The organism is Lacticaseibacillus absianus, from assembly GCF_013407595.1.
Lineage (GTDB): Bacteria > Bacillota > Bacilli > Lactobacillales > Lactobacillaceae > Lacticaseibacillus > Lacticaseibacillus absianus.
The window spans coordinates 274,136-293,791 of sequence record NZ_JABEKX010000002.1 but is presented as its reverse complement, the minus strand read 5'-3'; the positions used below and the strand labels follow the sequence as shown (position 1 = coordinate 293,791).

Genomic DNA, 19,656 nt, shown 5'->3' with positions numbered 1-19,656 from the left:
CTCAGGCCCCTGAATGCGACGCATTCAGGGGTTTTTGCCGTCCCGGCAAAAGCCTGACGTGCGGGATTCTTCCGGGGAAGTTCATATATTATTCAAAAGTGCTGGCTATACTGAGTCCTATAAGGTGAGGTGACATCATGCGTTTTATCGACCGCGCCTTGGGGGCGCTGCGATACCACCGCCGCGCCTACCTCGGCGAACTGCTCGTCGCACTGCTGTTCTGTGCCGCGAGCCTGTTGCTCCTGAGCTGTCAAGTGGCGACCGCCGGCATGCGTGCCGGCTTCAGCGACCGCCTGGCGCAATTCGATGACCAAGCCCTCGCCCAGGCGACCAGCGTGCTCGATACTGTGAAGCAGACCTACGTCACCCTTGATCAACGCTACACCTGGGGCTGGTGGGGCCTCGTCGCGGCAGTGACCCTGCTGGGGTTTGGCTTCGCCTTATGGTTCAACCGGCGCCGCCGACGCGAGACGACCGCTTATCTGATGGTGGGCAAACCTCTGGGTGACATCGCCGCCCAGTACCTGCTCGAAAGCGTGCTGGTCTTCACCCTCGCATTCGCCGGCCTGTGGCTGCTGTGCGCCTTGGCTGGGGCGACCCTGAGTAACGCCCTGCACCAACTGGCGCAGGCGACGTTCACCACCCGACTCGACCGCGCCTTGAGCAGCGCCAGCGCACTCAAGGACATCACGCGCCTGATGCATGCCCACCTGACGAGTTTCAACGGCCCGGGCCTGCTACGCCCAGCCGCTGACCCCGCACCGACAACGACGATTAGCGGTAGTCTACAGACGCTGACCGCTGGCCTGGGTGCTTTGTTCGCCGGGCAGGGGCTCGGGTGGGGCGTCGGCCTGACCCGCCTACGCCGCCACTTACAACGCACCGCGCCGACACCCCAAGGGCGCCCCTGACATTGGAGGGATCTCATGCCGATTTTTCATATCCGCGCTGCTAAGTCCTTCGAGGCTGCGCTCAGGCAGTTATTCACGCCGGCCGGGCTGTACTTCGTCTACACGCCCGACGCCGATGCGCTCGCGACGTGCTACCACACGTACACTCAGGCCTTCGTCGCCAACGGCGCGACCAAAGCGCTCGGGGTGATCAGCCAGGCCGACGCAGGTATTGTCCCCTACCTCAGTCTACGCGCCAACCTGTTGATCAACGGTCAGACACAGCCGCTGGACATCATCCCCGCCGACCTGCGGCGCGAACTCCCGCTGCTCGACGGCCCGGCCACCCCCTTGACGCCGGTTCAGGCCCTGTACCTCCAGTTGTTCCGCGGCCTTTTTGCCGGGCGTCAGTTCCTCTTGATGGCCGATTTTCCCACCAGCATGACGCCGCCGGACAAGCGCTACTTCCTCAACGTGGCCGACAAGCTCGTCCGTCAGACCGGCAGCAGCCTGATCCTGTTGACGCAAGACCAGAACCTGATCACGGCGCACCCCGACACGAGCTGGTGGGCTGCCCCGACGCTCACCACCACCGTTCAGCCGAATTGAAGCCTACCCCGAGCTGCCGCTTGCCGCGTCGACCCGGGGTATTTTTGTGCGACACCGGGCAACTTCGGACTTGAATATAGGGAACGTACGTTCGTATAATAAGGCGAGGTGATCTGATGCTGTACGTTCCCGAATCCAATCGCGTCGTCTTTTTGATCGACAACAAATCCTTCTATGCCTCCGTCGAGTGCACGGTCCGTGGGTTACACCCCTTGGAGACCGCGTTGGTCGTAATGTCGGAGCAAGCCAACACCAACGGGGGGTTGATCCTGGCCACTAGCCCGCTCGCCAAAAAACGCTACGGCTTGCAGGCCAACGTCAGCCGCCAGCGCGACCTCCCGCAAGACGACGCACTGCTGGTCGTCCCGCCGCGCATGACCCTATACATCCAGCGTAACCTGGCGATCAACGACATTTTTCGCCGCTTCGTGCCTGACACGGCGCTGTGCCCCTATTCGATCGACGAGTCGATCCTCGATCTGACCCACACCTGGCGGTTATTTGGCCCGACGCCGTACGCGGTGGCCCAGCTGATCCAACACACTGTGCGCGCTGAGCTCGGCTTGTACCTGACGATCGGCATCGGGTGCAACCCGGTACAGGCCAAGCTGGCGCTCGACCTTTACGCCAAGCACACGCCCGATCTGATCGGCACCCTGTCTTACGACCAGATCGCGGAGAAGCTGTGGCCGATCACCGACCTGACCAGCGTGTGGAGCATCGCGCACCGGACAGCCAAGCGCCTGCACCGGCTGCATATCACGAGCCTCTACACCCTTGCGCACACCGAGCCCGCCATACTCAAACACGAATTCGGCATCGTCGGCACCCAGCTGTTCGCCCTGAGCTGGGGGATCGATCGCGCCGAGCTCGCACGCACGGTGCCGACCCGCGCCCCGAGCATCGGGAACTCGCAGGTCCTGCCGCGCGACTACGCCGTGCAGACTCAGATCGAAGTCGTGCTCAAGGAACTCGCCGAACAAGTCGCCGCCCGCCTGCGCCACCACCGGCAACAAGCGGGCACCGTCGCGCTGACTATCGGGTTCTCCTACGCCGCCAGCGCCGCCGACGGACGCGGTGGGTTCACCCACGCGATGCGTATCCCGCCGACCAACCGCGATGACCTGCTGGCCGCAGCGGTGATCCACCTCTTTCGCGCGCACTGGGAGGGCCAGGTGATCCGCAACGTCGCCATCTCGACTGGCGCGCTCAGCCCCGACACCGGTGAACAACTGAACCTGTTCGAGGCCGTCAGCACACAGGTCCATCGCAGCGACTTGGCCCGCACGACCGACATGATCCGCAGCCGCTTCGGGTTCACCAAGCTCGTCTACGCTAAAAGTAAGCTGCTCGGTGGGACCGCCATCGACCGCGCCAGCCTAGTCGGTGGCCATAACGGCGGCAACGCCTACGAATAAAAAAAGGGATTGTGACATAACCTCTGGTGGCACGACTATTCCAGAACGTTACGCGCCATAACGCAACGCCCTTTCTAACACAACGCCCTTTCTAACGCATGTCTGCCTGTAACTCACTGCGTTCGAACGGGCAGCGCAAGCCGTATAAGAGCGCTCCCCTGCAAAACCTAAGTTCGGGTTTTTCAGGGGAGCGCCTCTTATACTCTGGGCTAAAACCGCGTTATGGCACAGCCCCTTCACTTGGCGACGACGCACTCACAGCGAAAAGTGATAGGTGTGCTCATCCGCCAAACTCATCGCATCGGCCACCGCCACGCCGTGCTGTTCTTGGACCATTCGCAACAGGTAGTCCCGCAGATCGTCTCCAAAATACGCGGCGACCGCCTGTTCGATCGCGCTCGACCACGTCTGGCCCCGCCGACGCTGCAGCCGGACCTTCAGCCACAGCTGCGCACAGATCGTCCTGCCGCACAAGTCGATGGTCACCGGGACTCGGTGCACCCCGGTCGCTAAGCGGCAGTACAGCGACGCGTGGTGAAAATGCGTGCACCAGCCGCCGAGCAACAAGGTGACCAGCAACCCCACCCCAATGGCCAGACCCCCGGCAGCGACCGACAGGGGGCCGCTAACGCTGGCCCACGTGACTCCAGCTAACAGTGCCGCCACCCCCAAGACCGCGACGACCAGCCCCATGGCCGGCAGCGTGACGACTAAGCCCACCACCAGCGCAAGCAAGACTTTGATCGATCGATTCATGCGCAAGCGCCCCCCAGAATTAGATATCCATTAGAGTAATCCTCATCGTATTCACTTGCAAGCAAAAAAATAGCCGAGCATCGCTCGACCATTGTGATTACTCCACCGAGATCAGCGTGACGTCCGTGACCCCGCGGGAATGCTTCAGCGCCATCAGCAGCGCATCCAGCGTTCCAGTCAGGTTGCTGATGTCAAAGGAGATGACCACGCTCGCCCAATCGTGGATCGGGATGTTCTGGTTGATGGTCACGATGCTGGCGTCGGCCGCCGACATCGTGTTCAGCACCTCGGATAGGATCCCGCGGTCGTGGTGTAGCATCAACGAGATCACCGCCTTGCGCTGGGTCAACCCCGCGTCCGGCAAGAACACGTAGTCCTTGTACTTGTAGTACGTTCCGCGACTGATCCCGACCTGCTTGACCGCCTCGGAGACCTGACGGACCTGGCCGTTTTCGATCAGGGTCCGCGCCTTGATTACCTTCTCGACGACCTCAGGCAGGATCGAGCTATCAACGATATAGTATTTGTCCACGACGATTGCCTCACTTCTTACACTTGTCGCCTAATTGTACCACGATGCATGCACATGTGAAGCATTTTCACAGCAAGCTGATCACACGATGCCGCGTCGCATCCGGGCGTAGCGGCGTAGCACGTTGACCAGCAGGGTCCCGAACAGCCCGAGCATCACCAGCGCGACGCTACACAGTCCCCACGACCGCGCCGCCAGCGTCTGCCAAAACGCCCAGCCGCTACCGGCGACCGCTGCGCCGTCGATCACCAGCGCCACCCCGAGCTGCACCCGTGCCCGCCGCCGGTGCGCGGGGTCAAAGTGCGGCAGGACCAGCAGTTCCACCAGCGGTTCCAGCAAACACCCCAGTACGTCTTCCATGCGTCTCCCCCTCCAGTTTAGCGTCATGATCCCAAAAACCACGCCTGAGGACAGCCGTGGTTTCTTACTTCATTGCACATGGGTGATCGGTGCCTGCTGCGGCGCCGTCTCCTCATCCGGGAACGTCAGCCGGAAGGTCGTGCCCTCACCCGGCGTCGACGCCACGTCGATCGTACCGCCGTGCAGCGTCACGAGCTGGTGGACGATCGCCAGCCCCAAGCCGGACTCCCCATAAGTCGTGTTCTTACGCGACGGGTCCGCCTTGTAGTAGCGTTCCCAGATGTTCTTGACCTGATCTGCGCTCATCCCGATCCCGGTATCCGTCACGGCTAGCTCGGTCTGGTGGTAGCCAGGCTTGGCCGTCAGCGTGATCTGGCCGTTTTGGGTGAACTGGATCGCGTTTTGGGCGATGTTGAACATCACCTGCACGAAGCGGTCGTGGTCGGCGAACACGGGCACGTCGGCTGCCGCATCGAGCGTCAGGATGTCGCCGGCCGCCGCCGCCTTTTGGGTCAGCTGCGACACGATGTCTTGCAACGTCTCGGTCGCGTTGAAGGTCGTCTTCTTCAAGAGGATCTGATTGGTGCGGATCTTCTCGTAGTCGAGGTTCTCGTTGACCAGGCGGATCAGCCGCCGCGTCTCTTTTTGCATCAATGCGATGGAGTCGCCCTTGCTCTCCTCGGGAATCGCGTCATACGCGAGCCCCTCCAGCAGCCCGTTGATCGTCGTCAGCGGCGTGCGCATCTCGTGCGCTGCATCCGCCATGAACTGCCGGCGCCGTTCCTCCTGGCGGTGGATCTCCGCTTCGCTGTCGCGCAGCGATTGGACCATGTCTTGAAAATCATGCGCCAAGCCCGCCACCTCATCGTGGCCCTTGCCTTGTAGCTGCACATCGACATCGTAATCCCCTTCTGCGACCTGGTGCGTGACCTGGCGCAACCGGTTGATGCGACGGACCTGGTAGCGCGCGACGAAGTACGACACGATGATCGCGGCCAGGGCCGACAGCAGAAAGGCGATGAACAGGTTGTACTCGGTCTTGCGGATCGAGCTTTGGATGTTATCCACCGGCGCGAACGCCGCGATCACGAACAACAGCTTACCCGAATAGAAAACCGGCTTGTAGTAGATCGTCATGCTCTGCTGTTTGCCGTCCCGCGGGTTGGTGGTCAACTCAGGCAGCGCCACGGGGTCGCCCTGCTTGAGTTTCTTCCACGTGGCCGCGCTGATCGAGCTGACCCCACGGCCATCGAGGTTCGGGTAGACAGCCTCGTTATCCGCGTTGTAGATCATGAAATGCACGCGCTGGTTCTCCAAGATCTTCTCGGAGTTCTGGATAAAATCGGTGTTCGGGACGTACACGCTGCGCGCCACATCGGCCTTCAGCGCGTTGCCTTCCAGCACGTCCGTGTACTCTTCGAGCTGCGCGAAGCTGGTGTCCCAGACATTCGCGGCGGTGGAGCGAATGAACAGGACCGACACGATCGCCAAGGTAACGAAGATCACCCCGAAGATCGCCAGCATCTGTTGGTACAGCAGTTTCATCAGGCGTTCCCATCGAGGGCAGAGTCATCGAATTTGTACCCGACGCCCCAGACGGTCTGGATGATCTGCGGGCCGACCTTCTCGATCTTCTGCCGCAGCTTCTTGATGTGCGCATCCACCGTACGCTCGTCCCCATAGTACTCGTAGTCCCACACCAGCTGAAGGAGCTGCTCGCGTGAGAAGACCTGCTTGGGATTCTTGGCCAGCGTGTGAAGCAGGTCGAACTCCTTAGGGGTCAGGCCTGCGATCTGCTGATCGTCGAGGTAGGCCTCGCGCGTCTTCGTGCTCAGCTTGAAGTGCGCGGTCACGACATCGAAGTCCCCGCCAGCGCCGGTGCCTTCTGCCGCCGGCGCGCTCTCGACCTCAGCGCGCCGGTGCAGTGCCTTGATGCGGGCAACCAGCGTGATCGGTGAGAACGGCTTGGTCACGTAATCATCCGCACCAAGCTCCAGCCCGAGCACCTGATCGCTTTCGGAGTCACGCGCCGTCAACATGATCAGCGGGACAGTGGCGGAGACCTTGCGGATCTCCTGGGCGACCTGCATCCCGTCCATCTTCGGCAGGTTCAAGTCCAGTGTGATGATGTCGAACGCGTCCGGCGTCGCTTTGAACAACTGGAGCCCGGCCTCGCCGTCATAGGCGTTGACCACGTCCCACTGCTCTTTTTTGAAAAACATGTCCATCATCTGGGCAACGCTCTCGTTGTCCTCGATCATCAAAATCTTCATATTAACCCTCCATGCCTTATCGCTTGTTCAATCGGTCGCGTAAGCCTTCCTCATAGCGCCGCTTGCTCTTGTGCTTCAGTGCCTCATCCGGATCGACGTAATCGACCGGCAGCTGATCGGTCTCACGCAAGTACGCCTTGAGCCGGCGCTCCGTGTACGTGAACATCGGCAAGAACAAGAAGACTGCGACGATCATCCAGAGCAAAAACAGCCTGTCCCACCCGAGCTGATGGATCAGCAGGCCAGCGCCCACTTCCAGTGCCCCGGTCACTAGGAGCGCTTGGCGCGCCCACCGCTGCGACTTGGCGTAGCCAGTCGGCGTGATCGAGGCTAAATAGGAGGTGTAGCCATAAAACCCGCTGACATGCTTAGCCGGATAGACCCAAAACAGCAGCCCCAACGCCACCTGCACCGCGCCGGCGAAAATCAAGATCATCGCAACCCCTCCCGTTTCCTTATCATTCTTTCATTATACCCGAAACCCCGCGCCGTGGCGCCCGTTTTGACAACTCTCCCCGCGTCGTGCTAGTATGTAGGGTGCATCCTACGGGGGTGTAATGGTCTCGACATTGGTCTTGGCACCGGTGGTGCACTCCGGAGGCTCGTCTTCGTCATCAACGGACACAGTTAATATAACTGCAAAAAACGAAAACTCTTACGCTCTGGCTGCTTAATCGCGTCTTAGCGTGATCCTCCCGTTGTCGCTCAAGCGGCGGATCTGGGTCTCAAATTAATTGAGCTACGGCGTCTGATCCCGTCTGAATCAGGCGCAAGAGACTATCAGGCTAGCATCGGCGGGTCAGCCTTGTGACCCGGCGCACCGCCGATGCGAACTTTTAAGTAGGGGCACTATGAGTGTAGACCTGTCGGTAGCGGGGCTGATGGACAGGAGTTCGATTCTCCTCACCTCCATTTTTAGCTCTTTGATGGTTTTCGTTGAACGCCACAAATGCTGTTAAATCAGCGTTTGTGGCGTTTTTATTTGCTGCTGGTTTTCGTTGTTGCCCACGAGTTCGTGGGCAAGCCGTGGGCAAGCATTTTTTTGACTGTCATTATAGTCTCAAAACTTTGTGAATATTAAATAACCAAAACGTGAATTCTCATTGCAAATCAGAACGTACGTTCGTATAATTAATGGCGAGGTGATAGCATGAAACTCCCTATTCAAATCGAAGAGTATACAATCAGCCGCAAAGGCGCTGGCCGCGGCATGGTCCGTCTCCAGAATCGCGGTGAGACGCTCGGCCTGCTCGAAGCAAACAAACTGCTTGACGATCTGCCCCGCGTGATCGGTCGCCCGCTGACGATCGACGAGCAGGTGGCGCTCACGCTGGCGGTGACGGGTGTCGCAGCTTGATTAGAACTACAGGTCGCGAATAGCGACCCTTTTTGTTGCGGACGAAAAAAATAAGCCCGAAGGCTTATATATCGCGTATTTTTTTGATGTACAAGTGTTGTTGGTTCACGGTTAAATATGGTCGCATCTGACCATCTCCGGTCTCGCTCGAAGTTTTAACTATAAGCTGTGAAAAACCATTTCTAGTATAAAAATCGCGAAGATGTGGTTCATTGTCCACTTCTACATATAATATCAAACCACCTATGACCTCGTTGGCAGCCTTAATGGCTTCATACGCCGCAGCGAGTAATTCCGCCCCAGAAAGTAAATGGGCACCATGGAATTGGAAATTTAGACCTAGCTGACCAAGTAATATCGAAGATACAGCATAATTTTCTTGCTCCGTTCGATAGCCAAGCGGCATCAACTTTCGCCTTACGTTAGTCGACAATCCTTTCCAGTTTTTCTTAGATATGGTAAGTGGCTTTGAGGAGATTGCAAAATAGCCCACAAGCACACGCTTACCCTGATACGAACTGAAAATCAACGTGGTTCTAGCGGATGCCACTTTCTCAAACTGAATGCACCTGTCGCGTAAGAAGCACTGAACATCTTCATTTACGGACACAAAAGAGGAGAGGCTCTCTCGAACCTGCTCCTCAGGATACTTTTGCAATATCGCATTTAATGGGACAAGATCAACGGCCATTAGTCAAGTCCTTACTAGGTTCTCCAAAGAAACTGTCAAATTTGTTGGTCTCCTTAACATCGGAAACGCTATAACGCGTAACGCGTTGCTTCATCTGGACATCAACTCGTCTGGAATGTTCCAAAGCATTAGCCAACGCACCTGCCGTTTTCGAAGTGAACTTAAAGTCGGTTTGAAAACTTTTTGTAGCCATGACTAACACCTCCCTTCAATGTGGCGGGAACAAAGACGATTCCATTGGAATACCGAAAATTTGTTCGCATAAAGCTCAAAAAAACGAACGAGTATTCCGTACCATCATTATGTCTTCTGCTCTTAATTAAGTCAATATATACGCTCAAGAAAAACATCTAAGAAAATTGGTCTAAGAAATTCTTACGGTGAAAAAACAAAAAGGCCCACCCTACCGAAGTAGAGTGAGCCAGTAATGAGCTGTGACAAGTTTTAATGAGCTAAGCGAACAGCTTCGGCGCAGTCGCCCGCCCGAAGCCGCCGTCAGCAGACAGCCCGTGCGCCTTCTGGAAGCTGGTCAGCGCGGTCCGGCACCCAGAGCCGAAGTCCCCGTCGAAGCCCTTTGGATCGTAGCCGTGGCAGATCAGCGCACCCTGGATCAAACGCGTCAGGTTGCCGCGAGCGCCGGGGTTGACGATGATGACAGCCGCAGCCGTCTTCGGGCCCCAGTAACCGTCCACGTGCAGGCCGGCGTTGGCCTGGCGGTTGAGCTCAGTCTGCAAGCCGACGATCAGCGCCCGCTTGGTGGCGGGGCCGCCAAAACCATCGACTGCCAGGCCCGTGCCATAGGTGGCGTTGAGCCAAGCCTGGACCGTCTTGATGGCTGCGTTGCCGGTGACCTTAGCGGGAGCTACTGGCTTGCCGGCCGGTGCTGGCGTCGATGCCGCGCCGCTATACTTCGGCCGGGCGTAACCGCGAATCTGACCAGCGCCGACAGATAACGTGCGCCGAGCAACCCGGTTGCCTTTGTTGCCCTCGATAGTCGTGATCGTGCGGCCGCTGACCGTCTCCACGAAGCCGATGTGGTCCGCGAAGCCGTTGTTCGGCTGCGTCGTGTCGTCCCAGTTGTAGACGATGATGTCACCGACCTTCGGCGTGATCGTGCCGTCCTCCAACCAGATACCTTCGGCAGCGAAGAGCTTTGTGTGGCGCTCGACCCCGCACTCGGTGCCACCGATAAGCGCCGTAGCACCAAGGCGGATGAAAATGAAGCTGACAAAGGTGTCGCACCAGTTGTCGCCGGCCTTAACTTTGTAGCCCTGGGCTAGCGGCTTGTGTCCGTTATACGTGGCGAGGATGTTTGCGTGGCCTGAGCTGCCACCCCGAACTCCGAGATACTTGCGGGCCTCGTCTAAGACCTGTGCTGCTGCGGTCATTTCGTTTCCTCCTTCTGCTTCGTCAGATCATACAGTCCCGATGCCGACAGCCCCGACAGCACGCCGGCCATTAGGTAAGGGCCAATCTGATCGATATGGCCAAAGGTCAGCGACCACAGGCCAGCCAGGGCAATCCCAACCAGCAGGCTCACAACGATGTTGAGCTTGTCACTGATGCCACTAGCCGTCTTAATACCCTGCACCAGGGCTGCTGTGATCGGAGCAATGATGGCCGCGATCACAGTTAGCTGCAATAATTCATTTTCCATTCGAGTTTCTCTCCTTTTCTAGCTCATCTTGGAGCTCGCTGTTCTCTTTCCGCAGCCGGTCGTTATCGGCTGCGTACCGGTCAACCAAATCACCAAGCTCATCGTGCTTCGTCTTGCGCTTGCTCTCCCGATAGCTCAGGTAAGCAATGGCAGCTGAAATGATGGCTGCGATGTATGGGGCGAACGCAATCATGACATCATGTAGATCTTTACTCATTTCGCGTATCACTCCCTCGGCTTAATATCAGCACGAAGGCTGTGATAATCGCGTTGCTGATCCAGCTCATATAGCGGCCGGTCGCAACCCACGTGAGAAACTGTAAAGTTGTCAGGAAGGTCAGCAGGCCGGCAGTGACCGTCAACAAGCGCCGGTTCCATTTCACCGACTTACCGCTCTCGACAACCCAAATGATTAGGCCCAGACCGTCGAGCGCAAATAGCGCACCCCACACGTCATCATTGAAGACACCCACAGCTTCAGGCGGCCACATGAAGAAGTGATCATTGGCCATAAGCCACAGGCCGATGGCGATCATGCCGAAGCCTAGCACGGTATGCGTTGGGTGTTCCTTAATTTGTTGCATGTTCCTCACCTCTTTTCCTCTAAATTAAAAGGCCAGCCACGAAGGCCAGCCCGATCATTATTGCTGTGCAGATACGTTGCCGGCGTCTGCGCCGGCGGACACCCCCAAGATTGTCTCAACCTGTGGGCGAATCACTGGCGAGATGCTGTCGAGGGTGCGTTCTCCGTCGAGTACCGCGGCGGCGTAGATTGCTGCTAAACTAGTGAACTTCATTTTGTGTTTCCTCCTTCAATGTCTGTGTGACCTGTTCTCGCAAAAAGGCCGGCACCTCATCAATCGTGCGGTCACCGGCTTTGATCGCCATAGCGTAAACCTTGGCTAGTGCTTCAAACTTCATGAATTACCTCCTGCCATTGAGCTAAAAGTAAAGTCTGACAGCTCCATCAGGGCTGATTGCATTGTGGCGTTGTCGGCCTTGAGCTGCGCAATCTCTTCCTCGGCTGTCGGCTGCGGCTTGTCCGCCTCGGCTATCTCAGCGAGCTTGACTTGGTCGACCATAATCGCACCGTTCACCAGCTTACTGGCCCCGAGTACAATCTTATCGACCTCAATCTGGGCCAAATCCACCGCATCGGTCGTGTCGAACGGGGTCTGCCACTGCTCGCCATCCCAAAACGCCTGCTGGTAACCCGTGATGTAGCCTTCATCGTCTGTGTCAAAGATGACCTTCAAAACGCATACACCTCCCGCAAAACAAACTTAGCTGCATCGCCAGAACCGTTGCCGCCGCTACCAGACGTATATCCCTTCAGCGTCGTGTTCGTAACAAAGAGATACTTCTGGGTCCTCACTGACCCGGACGCGGTAGACAACGGCGTCACAATCCCGGTCCCGCTGTGTGCAGCGGCCCAGTTTTTGTTGATAATCGTGGTGTTCCAGTCAGAGTCTGCCTGTGCGCCGCTGTTGTAGTACGACCAGAGAAGTACCCACCCGTTGAGGCACTTGTTGAGTGGCACGCTTGGGGTAATAATCTGCGTGCCCGTCATGTAATACCCACCCGACCAAAGAAGTTTACCCGCCCCGTTAAGTTGCTCCAAATACCCTGCATCAAGTGAGCCGATATGGTCTGGCGTTCGCATGATCATCGACCCTGCAGCGGGGCTCATCGCCATGTAATACTGCTCTTTCTTGCCTGTGGCGTCGAAAGTCTGCATCATCAAACCTTGGGTTGGGTCATATGCCATCGCGATTTGGTCAGTTAGCGTGGTCTTGTCAGCTTTGTAAATGCTGTCATGTGCCTCGAGTTTACCGTCCTTCATCGCCAGGGTCCCCGAGTGGTAAATGTATGTTGGATCACCCTCAGCGCCCACGTCCTCCGGAACCAGCTCGTACGAGTTGGTGAAATCAGATCCGATGAAGTGCATTCCCTGGAAGGTCTTCCCGACGAACGTCTCCGCCGCAATCGTGGAAGCGTCCACGGACTTCGGAGACCAAGTGGTGCCGTCATACAGATAGTATCCAGTGACAATCCCCTTCGCATCAGTCAGCCAGTGGATGTCACCCGACTTCGGACTGGCGGGATAAGCGGGGCCTACGGTCATGACGGGGACATTTTCGGCCCCGTCCTTACCATCCTTACCGTCCTTACCAGGATCACCCTTTTCCCCTTTCACCAGCTGCCACTTGTAGCTTGCCGGATCCGTGCTATCGGCTTGAGCGAAGTCGCTGTAGGTTCCCAGATAAGCCTTATCCGTCGCATCGGTGGTCGAGAAGTCCAACCCGGCCATACTGTTTGCATAGGCCTTGTGGAAATACGGGGTTCGACCATCTTTCCCGGCCTCACCTGACTCTCCGTCATTGCCATCCTTGCCGGCGGGGCCGACAACCTTCACCCACTTGCCGGCGTAGTCGGCAGGCTCGTCGGACGGCACCGACGTATCGCCATAGACGACCGCCATATAGGCTTTGCCAGCTGGTAGCGCACTCAGGCCAGTACCCTGATCGTCGTCCGCATATCGGACCCAGGGGTAGTACTGCACTGACTTGGGGATCCGCTTGATCTGATCAGCTAGGTCTTGCAGGGCTGGATCGATCTGGGAGGCCTCGATCAGGTAGTCGCCAAACGTAGCGGTCCGTGTGCCTCCTGAGTAGCTAGTCTCAAGCTGGAGTAGCCGAGCCGAAAGATTCAGTCCTTGTTCTTCATCGACCAGGTGCACCGTGTCGCCGACCATGACGCTATCAGGCAGATCAACCAGGGCTACCTCGTAGTTAACAGCGGCATGGTTGTACTGCTTCAGGTCTGCCAGCGCGGACTGAAGCAACGTCGCCTGGGTGATCGCCTCGTAGGTCCTTACCCGATTGATGTGATGATCGTTCGGATTCGGATTAGCATTGGACAGCGTACGGCTCCACAGCTGAACGGCCACGGTATCGCGCAGATATCCATCAGCACCTAAAGAATAACGCCCGTCAGGGTCAGACCATTTATAGCCCTTCAAGTTGATCGGGGTATCTTTGCCCTCCGGCGTACCGCCGATAGCAAAAACCGACGTGTAGAGGTCGTAGATGCTGGAGGTCGTCACAATTTTGTTGATGTGTGTGTTAACCTCTAGCCGCTGTCCCGTATCTGCGCCAATGTGGTGATAGATGTCAATGTAGCGCTTGACTACCTGCGTGCCCGTGAGCTCAAAGCGAAAGTCCAATTCCGCATCAAACTGGGTCGCCACACTCTCGACCCGGGCCAGTGCGGTTTCTTCCTCGGACTCCCACTTGAGCGTGCGCGCTTGGCCTGTAAGTTCGTTGACACCAATTTCAAAACCTGAGTCCGCAGTAAATCGATTGATATAATCTGCGATTGGCATTGCCTTGCTGGCAGTGTAGCTACCTACCGTCTCGTTGATCAGGTCAATCCCACCGTTTTCAGCGGCGAAGTCCAGCGTCCCAGCGAGTGGGTCTAGTGTCGCTTCCATTATGGTCATGAAGACATAGCGTCCACGGTCGTCTTGATACAGCATGTAATTGCCCGTCGTGCCAGCCGTGGTCACTAACGCAAGCTGCTCTGACGTAAAATAGATTGTCCCAGCGTACGTCCGGCCAACTGACTGCGGCACCATCTCCGTATCGGTATCAGCGCCGATGACCAGCGGACCGTCTCCGCCAGCTGTCGCAATCGCCAGAAGGTTATATTTTCGGTCAGTAATGTAAAAATCCACTAGTACCATGCCTCCCTGTACTCAATCTGCGCTTGAAACGGATCAGCCCATTCAGATGCCACTGGTTGAATAATGGTCTCACCAGCAGGGAGCACAAAGCTATCCCACTGATTACCCACCGTCTGTAAAGTAGCGTCTTCAATGCCGTTCACATACACTCTCTTCTGGCCTACGTCCGCCGTCACTACATCACCCGCCATAAAGCGGTTCGGCAAGTCGCTCCAGTAGTCCACATTGACCCAATCAAAGCGCGTATCGGCCACCGCCATAAGCACATGTTCCTTGTCGCGATACCGCTCAAACCAGGCCGAGTAGCCGTCGACTGGTAAGTCCGCAACGGTGTCCAGTGTGAAAGACCTGATCACTGACCGGTCTAATCCATTGGTTGTTCCAGCTTGAACCTGCGCAACGTGGCCAATCTCAAACTGGATAACACTTCCCAGCTTCGAAATCGTCACCTGCTTATAACCACCCTTGCCGACCTGTGCCTTAGTCAGCGAAAAACCAGCGTAAACTTTATCTCGAACCCACAGCTCGCACTTGTACTGTTCCTCCGAAGCGGAGCTGTCACGGATCACAAACTGATAAGCGGATTCCGTGCCGTTTTGCAGGGTGACCTCGAGCCGGCCCTGCTTCGTCACACTGGATTCAAAGTAAAAAAGAGTTCGACAAATGAAGTTTCCAGTATTGTCGCCCGCACTGTTGGCGGTAACTGGCAAGTAAATTGACGGGCCACCCCAGTCGCCAGTGTTACCATTAGCGAAATAGGGCACTGCCGACTGACCGCCGGTGTAATCTACCTTGTAATCAATTCGGCCCTGTTGCTTATTCGGCCGCGACGCGTCTCCGAGATAGTTTGGGTAGTTCGTTGCGGCTTGGTTGTAGATCACACCGGTCGGCTCAGCTGCGTAGCTGACACTCAATGGTCGCTCGGATTTTTGCTTGGTGACCCCGTCCAGCTCATCAGGCGAGCCAAACTGCAGCGCACCGCCTTTGTCATTGGTCCACGCCACCAGCCCGTTATCACCGGTCATAGTAGCCGTCAGGATAGGCACGGTGGGCGCGGTGCCGGAATTTGTGACGGTGATAGGCTCACCGCTGGTGCCCGTGGTGGGTAGCTTGTCGAAACTGTGAGCTATGCCGTCATAGCATTCGAACTCAAGCGTGCCTGTCGTCTTATACCCTGCAATTGCAAAAGTGCTATTTTTTGGTATCGCATTGTAATATCTGTCTGGCGCACGACTAAGCACAAGTTTTTTGGGTTCTGAAACCGATAGCGCCGCGATCAGTGCTTGTCGCTTCGATTCCGTGGGGTTACGCATTGTGTAGGGGATTGTAATCGTGCGCTTTCCGTATTTGCGCTGTCTAAAGATTTCGCCAATGGTACCTAAAAACGATAGGGTTGTGTCGGCAGTTTCCGGTAGCATTGCGCTATCTGTAGAAAAAGAAGGCGTGATGAAGTCGTTCAGTACGACACCATTAAATGTAATTTTAAGTTCATTGCTATACATTCCCTAGCCTCCGATTTCTTGTGCGTGCCGCCGCGTTAGTAAGCCGCTCGATTTCAGGCTGCATCTTTCGTGCTCCAGCCTGCCAGTCCACATACGCCGGGACCCCATTCATCAACTCGTCTAGCATCTTCGCTAGCAGACTGTTTTGTACTTCCAGCAAGGATAATTGCGCACCGTCGTCTTTGTTCTGAATCACGTTTGCGACCGCTTGCTGTACGTAGCCCATCAGTTTGTCGAGCGGAGCAACCGCTTCTGCGCCAGCTTCTCCCACGCCGTGTAACGAACCGTCACCACCAGCAAACAATGTCGGCTTGTTGAAAATTCCCCCGGCCGCGTGCCAGGCAACGGATAGACTTGGAATCTTGCCTTTCAGCAGGTCACCAATCTTCCAGCCTTTCGGGTTGATGCCGAAATGAGGCATTGGGATATGTGGCCAGCTAAACTTGAAGTTGAGGAAGCCTTTGATTGCATCAATCGCCTTGCCAAAAAGGTTCTTTGCCGTCTCGATTGGGTGTGTAATCACCTGAACGATTCCACCGAAGATACTCTTCGCGATGGCCACGGCTCCTTTCGCCCCCGCCGAAACTGTGTTCACAATTGCCCCAAAAAGACTGCCCACAGTGTTAATCAGCTGTCTAAGTATCGATGCGCCAATTGTGATCAACCCCTGAAACGCCTTCCTGAAGCCTTGCTTAATTTTTTCTCCGTTACCGGTGAAGATACCGACCAAAATGTCTAGCAGGCCCTTGGAAAAGGTAACAAAGCCTTTGATTGCCATCTTGATGTTGTCGAAAGTATTCATAAAGAACCGCTTCAGTACGTCTAGAACGGGCTTCAGTGCGTTGAGCGCCCCCATAAATGGCTTCATGGCCGGCCGCATCTGCGCCCAAATGCCCTTGAACCAGTCGACGATGGTGCCCCAGTTCTTGAAGATAAGCACCACGCCAGCGATTGCCGCCGCGATGCCGATCGCCACCGCTGAAGCTACACCGCCCATTGTCACAAATGCCGCGATGATTGGGGCCAGGATACCGAGAAGAACCGTAACGCCGCCAAATACGATGATGAACTGCTTCACTGGCTCTGGTAGCTTACCGAAAGCTTCTGCTGCCTGCTTAGCGAGGTCGGCAACCTGCTTCAACACAGGTGAGACGGTAGTGAGAATCTCACCACCGATTTCAGCAAGCGACTGTTTCATCTGTTTCTGGGCCTGCGTTGCTTTATCGATTGGATCGAGTGTCTGATTGAAACTGTTTTTGACCGTGCCGCCACTGTCAGTGGCCGCTTTGGTTAAATCGCTTAAGCTGACCTTACCGGACTGGATGGCAGACACCATCAATGGCCCTTGCTTGGTGCCAAAGGCCTCTACGCCTGCATTCAGCGCTTCCACCGGCGAATTGGCATTAGTAATCGCATCAAACGTGCCCTTGAGGCCTTGCTGCAGGGTCTTGTTGTCCTTGGCGTAGGTGGCAGATGCCTTTTGCATCCCCTTCAGCGCCGTTGTTGCATCAACCCCGCCTTTAGCCCATTGGGCCACCACGCCGACCCCGTCTTTTAGCCCAATGTGCAACTGTGAGAAGACCGGGTAAGCGGTGGCAACAGATGACTCTAAATCATCGACTGAGATACCGCTTGACTGACTAGCCGCTGTGAATGCATCCAGCACGCCCGGAATATCCTTAGCTTGCACGTTGAATTTTCCTAGAGTGTCGCGCAACGCATCGACAGCGTCAGTCCCAGACTGACCGGTGACGGCACTGAACTGCGCCACATACTCCGTAGTGTTTTCCAGCTCCTTGCCAGTCAGTCCAAAAACGGAATGAAGGCCCGCCATTGTGTTCGACAGGTCTTCGCTTTCCATTTGAGAGCCTGCCATTGAGGCTTCGACTTTCTCGTAGGACTCGCCCAACTTATCGGCTGCAGCCCCGGTAGCACCGGTCTTGCTGGTCAAATTGTCGACAGCGTCATCCATTTCAGACCACGCGTCAATTGCTTGATCACCAAACTCTTTTACCTTGTCGCCAATGTCGCTGAACGCATCGCCAATGTTTTGGAGTTTCTCACTGAATGTGTTATCTGCAATCTTATCTAGCTTGTCGCCAGTGCTCTCGGCGTCAGTGCCAAGCCCCTTCACATCGTCGCCGGCTTGCGCTGCCTTGACCGCTGCTTTGGAGTAGCCGACAGCGGCCATGCCTGCAGCATCATTGTTGTCCCTAAGGAAGGCATCCGTGTCTTTGAGCTGGCCCGAGAAGTGATCGAGCTTGCCTTCGGTTGCGACCACTTCGCGCTGAAATGCGCGGTACTGGTCTTCGCCGATGTCACCAGCTTTGAATTGCGCCTCGACCTGAGCCTGTGCGTCCTTCAATGTCTTGAGCTTGGAACTGGTCTGCTCAACCTGTTTCGCCAGTAGTTGCTGTTTCTGCGCCACCAGTTCAGTGTTTCCGGGGTTGAACTTCAACAGACTGTCAACCTGTCGCAACTCTTTGTTGACGGCGGTAGTCTGCTTGTTTACGCCGGTCAGGGCCTTGTCGAGTTTGGTCGTGTCACCGTTGATTTCGATCGTGATACCCTTAATGTTTCCTGCCATAGATTCGTCTCCTTTCTATCAGAAATTATCGAAGTCTGCCTGTGTTGCCTTGCGAGACTTCTCGCCAGCGCCTTTGTGGGCGTTAACGTATTCGACACTTTGGTCAAGCACCTGACCAATCGAGAGCTCGTTGAGCTCACTCACGCTAAAGCCCATGACCTTCGCCATGTACAAAAACGAGTCTGTGTCGATTGGCTCGTCCGATTGGTCGGCGCTACTTAGTTTTTTGTTGTCGTGAACAGGCTTTGCATCAGCTCCATGACTGTGCCCATGATTTCATCCAGTGGGAAACTGTCAAACGATGACAGCCACGTCACCAAGTCACCGATGGAGTTGTCGGCATTCTTGGCAAAAGCCCATGTGACCTTGTACAGCGTGTTCATATCCAAATGTTCCAGATCTTCGTATGACAACTTCGATAAATCAAATTCATCGGACTTGTCATCGCCCGTTTCTTGCACCGCTCCGAACGTTTTCGCCAAGCGAATCATGTCAGCAAAGAAGTCAGTGCCGAACTGATTCTTGTACAGGATTGCAGTTGCCGCGCTGGAGCGCAGCGCGAGTTGCTTGCCGTCTGGTAGGTCAACTACTTTTAGCATCGTTTCCTCCTATAAATGTGAGCCGCCCACAGGATCGTGTACTGTTGATTTCATAGGCGACTAGGTGACGGACTATCCTTCAGAACCGGCGGTCTATGGATTTGTAGGCGTGGTTTCACCCGGTACAACAACCTTGGTGAAGAAGTTGCTGTATGCCGGTGAACCTTCGGACACCTTGCCGTGGGAGCGATGTTCATACGGATCCGGTGCGGCAGTGAAGCTCAATTCCTGTGTGTTAACTTCAGTCTTGTCTTCCTTAGTCTTAGAACCAATGGAAGGCCGAGTTGCCGTGACGTTGAACATCACGTGGCGGGTGCGGTTCTTGTCGCCGCTGAACTCGAACAGCAGTGCGAACCGCTTTGGCTCTGCGTCCGTGTTGTCCACCTGCATCCCTGTGGTGGCATCGATAACGTCACCGAACACGTCCTGGTTGAATTGGTCATTCAGCCGGGCCACGGTCAACTTGCCGGAGTAACCTTGGTTGCTTACTGAAGTATAGTATTTAGTGTCATCGGCGTAGAAGTCGTTGGACTCGCCTTCCGGGTCGATGCTCAATTCGGTTGCGCCTTTCAGCGCAACGGGATCGCCGTAGGTCAGCTTGGAACCGTCATCGGTGGCGATGGCGTAGTAGGCGTTCTTCAAGCCGAACTCGACTTTGTTTTCTGTGTTTTCTGCCATGA

The 19,656-nt window shown here is 56.1% G+C and carries 23 protein-coding genes, 1 other RNA gene and 1 pseudogene; 5 read left to right on the top strand and 20 right to left on the bottom strand.

Annotated elements, in window-relative coordinates:
* Window positions 1-137 precede the first annotated feature (137 nt).
* From HII33_RS06545 to HII33_RS06535, 3 genes are all read left to right on the top strand, one after another.
* On the top strand, window positions 138-911 hold the full coding sequence (locus HII33_RS06545) for a hypothetical protein (RefSeq protein WP_179395008.1): 774 nt from the start codon (window positions 138-140) through the stop codon (window positions 909-911).
* Between the two features lie 15 nt (window positions 912-926).
* On the top strand, window positions 927-1,499 hold the full coding sequence (locus HII33_RS06540) for a hypothetical protein (RefSeq protein WP_179395007.1): 573 nt from the start codon (window positions 927-929) through the stop codon (window positions 1,497-1,499).
* A 116-nt stretch (window positions 1,500-1,615) separates the two neighbouring features.
* Window positions 1,616-2,917 (top strand): Y-family DNA polymerase, encoded by a 1,302-nt coding sequence (locus HII33_RS06535; protein WP_179395006.1) that lies wholly within the window; start codon window positions 1,616-1,618, stop codon window positions 2,915-2,917.
* Window positions 2,918-3,172: 255 nt separating this feature from the next.
* Here the strand turns inward: HII33_RS06535 and HII33_RS06530 are convergent, their stop codons facing one another.
* The 6 genes from HII33_RS06530 to HII33_RS06505 all read right to left on the bottom strand — a co-directional run bounded on the left by HII33_RS06530 (window position 3,173) and on the right by HII33_RS06505 (window position 7,274).
* A complete protein-coding gene (locus HII33_RS06530) occupies window positions 3,173-3,673 on the bottom strand; it encodes a hypothetical protein (RefSeq protein WP_179395005.1) in 501 nt (166 codons plus the stop codon).
* Between the two features lie 97 nt (window positions 3,674-3,770).
* Window positions 3,771-4,205 (bottom strand): ACT domain-containing protein, encoded by a 435-nt coding sequence (locus tag HII33_RS06525; RefSeq protein WP_179395004.1) that lies wholly within the window; start codon window positions 4,203-4,205, stop codon window positions 3,771-3,773.
* A gap of 81 nt (window positions 4,206-4,286) precedes the next feature.
* Window positions 4,287-4,565, bottom strand: a complete 279-nt coding sequence (locus HII33_RS06520) for a hypothetical protein (protein WP_179395003.1) — start codon at window positions 4,563-4,565, stop codon at window positions 4,287-4,289.
* A 69-nt stretch (window positions 4,566-4,634) separates the two neighbouring features.
* Window positions 4,635-6,110 (bottom strand): sensor histidine kinase, encoded by a 1,476-nt coding sequence (locus HII33_RS06515; RefSeq protein ID WP_179395002.1) that lies wholly within the window; start codon window positions 6,108-6,110, stop codon window positions 4,635-4,637.
* Window positions 6,110-6,838, bottom strand: a complete 729-nt coding sequence (locus HII33_RS06510; protein WP_179395001.1) for a response regulator transcription factor — start codon at window positions 6,836-6,838, stop codon at window positions 6,110-6,112. The genes HII33_RS06515 and HII33_RS06510 overlap by 1 nt, the downstream gene beginning before the upstream one ends.
* A gap of 16 nt (window positions 6,839-6,854) precedes the next feature.
* Window positions 6,855-7,274 carry a hypothetical protein gene (locus tag HII33_RS06505; protein ID WP_179395000.1) on the bottom strand — a complete coding sequence of 140 codons (420 nt, stop codon included), beginning with the start codon at window positions 7,272-7,274 and terminating at the stop codon, window positions 6,855-6,857.
* Between the two features lie 112 nt (window positions 7,275-7,386).
* Between HII33_RS06505 and ssrA the strand changes: the two genes are divergently transcribed.
* Window positions 7,387-7,753, top strand: a transfer-messenger RNA (tmRNA) gene (gene ssrA / locus HII33_RS06500).
* A gap of 235 nt (window positions 7,754-7,988) precedes the next feature.
* Window positions 7,989-8,195, top strand: coding sequence for a hypothetical protein (locus HII33_RS06495; RefSeq protein WP_179394999.1), 207 nt, complete (start codon window positions 7,989-7,991; stop codon window positions 8,193-8,195).
* Between the two features lie 64 nt (window positions 8,196-8,259).
* Here HII33_RS06495 and HII33_RS06490 read toward each other — a convergent pair whose 3' ends face one another.
* The 14 genes and pseudogenes from HII33_RS06490 to HII33_RS06425 all read right to left on the bottom strand — a co-directional run bounded on the left by HII33_RS06490 (window position 8,260) and on the right by HII33_RS06425 (window position 19,654).
* Entirely contained in the window at window positions 8,260-8,886 is a 627-nt protein-coding gene (locus tag HII33_RS06490) for a GNAT family acetyltransferase (protein ID WP_179394998.1), read from the bottom strand.
* The gene (locus tag HII33_RS06485; protein ID WP_179394997.1) at window positions 8,876-9,079 is read right to left on the bottom strand and encodes a hypothetical protein; all 204 of its coding nucleotides are present in this window, start codon (window positions 9,077-9,079) and stop codon (window positions 8,876-8,878) included. Before HII33_RS06485 ends, HII33_RS06490 begins: the two co-directional genes overlap by 11 nt.
* A 259-nt stretch (window positions 9,080-9,338) precedes the next feature.
* Entirely contained in the window at window positions 9,339-10,274 is a 936-nt protein-coding gene (locus HII33_RS13705; protein ID WP_218841922.1) for a peptidoglycan-binding protein, read from the bottom strand.
* Entirely contained in the window at window positions 10,271-10,543 is a 273-nt protein-coding gene (locus HII33_RS06475; protein WP_179394996.1) for a holin, read from the bottom strand. Before HII33_RS06475 ends, HII33_RS13705 begins: the two co-directional genes overlap by 4 nt.
* The gene (locus HII33_RS06470) at window positions 10,533-10,760 is read right to left on the bottom strand and encodes a hypothetical protein (RefSeq protein WP_179394995.1); all 228 of its coding nucleotides are present in this window, start codon (window positions 10,758-10,760) and stop codon (window positions 10,533-10,535) included. Before HII33_RS06470 ends, HII33_RS06475 begins: the two co-directional genes overlap by 11 nt.
* Entirely contained in the window at window positions 10,753-11,127 is a 375-nt protein-coding gene (locus HII33_RS06465) for a hypothetical protein (RefSeq protein ID WP_179394994.1), read from the bottom strand. Before HII33_RS06465 ends, HII33_RS06470 begins: the two co-directional genes overlap by 8 nt.
* A 57-nt stretch (window positions 11,128-11,184) precedes the next feature.
* Entirely contained in the window at window positions 11,185-11,340 is a 156-nt protein-coding gene (locus HII33_RS06460; RefSeq protein WP_179394993.1) for a hypothetical protein, read from the bottom strand.
* Window positions 11,327-11,464: a CD1375 family protein gene (locus HII33_RS06455; protein WP_179394992.1), complete on the bottom strand. Its 138-nt coding sequence runs from the start codon at window positions 11,462-11,464 to the stop codon at window positions 11,327-11,329. Before HII33_RS06455 ends, HII33_RS06460 begins: the two co-directional genes overlap by 14 nt.
* On the bottom strand, window positions 11,461-11,799 hold the full coding sequence (locus HII33_RS06450; RefSeq protein ID WP_179394991.1) for a phage infection protein: 339 nt from the start codon (window positions 11,797-11,799) through the stop codon (window positions 11,461-11,463). Before HII33_RS06450 ends, HII33_RS06455 begins: the two co-directional genes overlap by 4 nt.
* Complete coding sequence (locus HII33_RS06445) at window positions 11,796-14,279, bottom strand: phage tail spike protein (RefSeq protein WP_425483985.1); 2,484 nt, start codon at window positions 14,277-14,279, stop codon at window positions 11,796-11,798. Before HII33_RS06445 ends, HII33_RS06450 begins: the two co-directional genes overlap by 4 nt.
* Window positions 14,279-15,790, bottom strand: coding sequence for a distal tail protein Dit (locus tag HII33_RS06440; RefSeq protein ID WP_179394989.1), 1,512 nt, complete (start codon window positions 15,788-15,790; stop codon window positions 14,279-14,281). Before HII33_RS06440 ends, HII33_RS06445 begins: the two co-directional genes overlap by 1 nt.
* A 1,366-nt stretch (window positions 15,791-17,156) precedes the next feature.
* A pseudogene (locus tag HII33_RS13995) lies at window positions 17,157-18,377 on the bottom strand (phage tail tape measure protein); the annotation flags it as partial.
* Window positions 18,378-18,595: 218 nt separating this feature from the next.
* Window positions 18,596-18,976 carry a hypothetical protein gene (locus HII33_RS06430; protein WP_179394987.1) on the bottom strand — a complete coding sequence of 127 codons (381 nt, stop codon included), beginning with the start codon at window positions 18,974-18,976 and terminating at the stop codon, window positions 18,596-18,598.
* Window positions 18,977-19,069: 93 nt separating this feature from the next.
* On the bottom strand, window positions 19,070-19,654 hold the full coding sequence (locus tag HII33_RS06425) for a major tail protein (protein ID WP_179394986.1): 585 nt from the start codon (window positions 19,652-19,654) through the stop codon (window positions 19,070-19,072).
* Window positions 19,655-19,656: the final 2 nt, after the last annotated feature.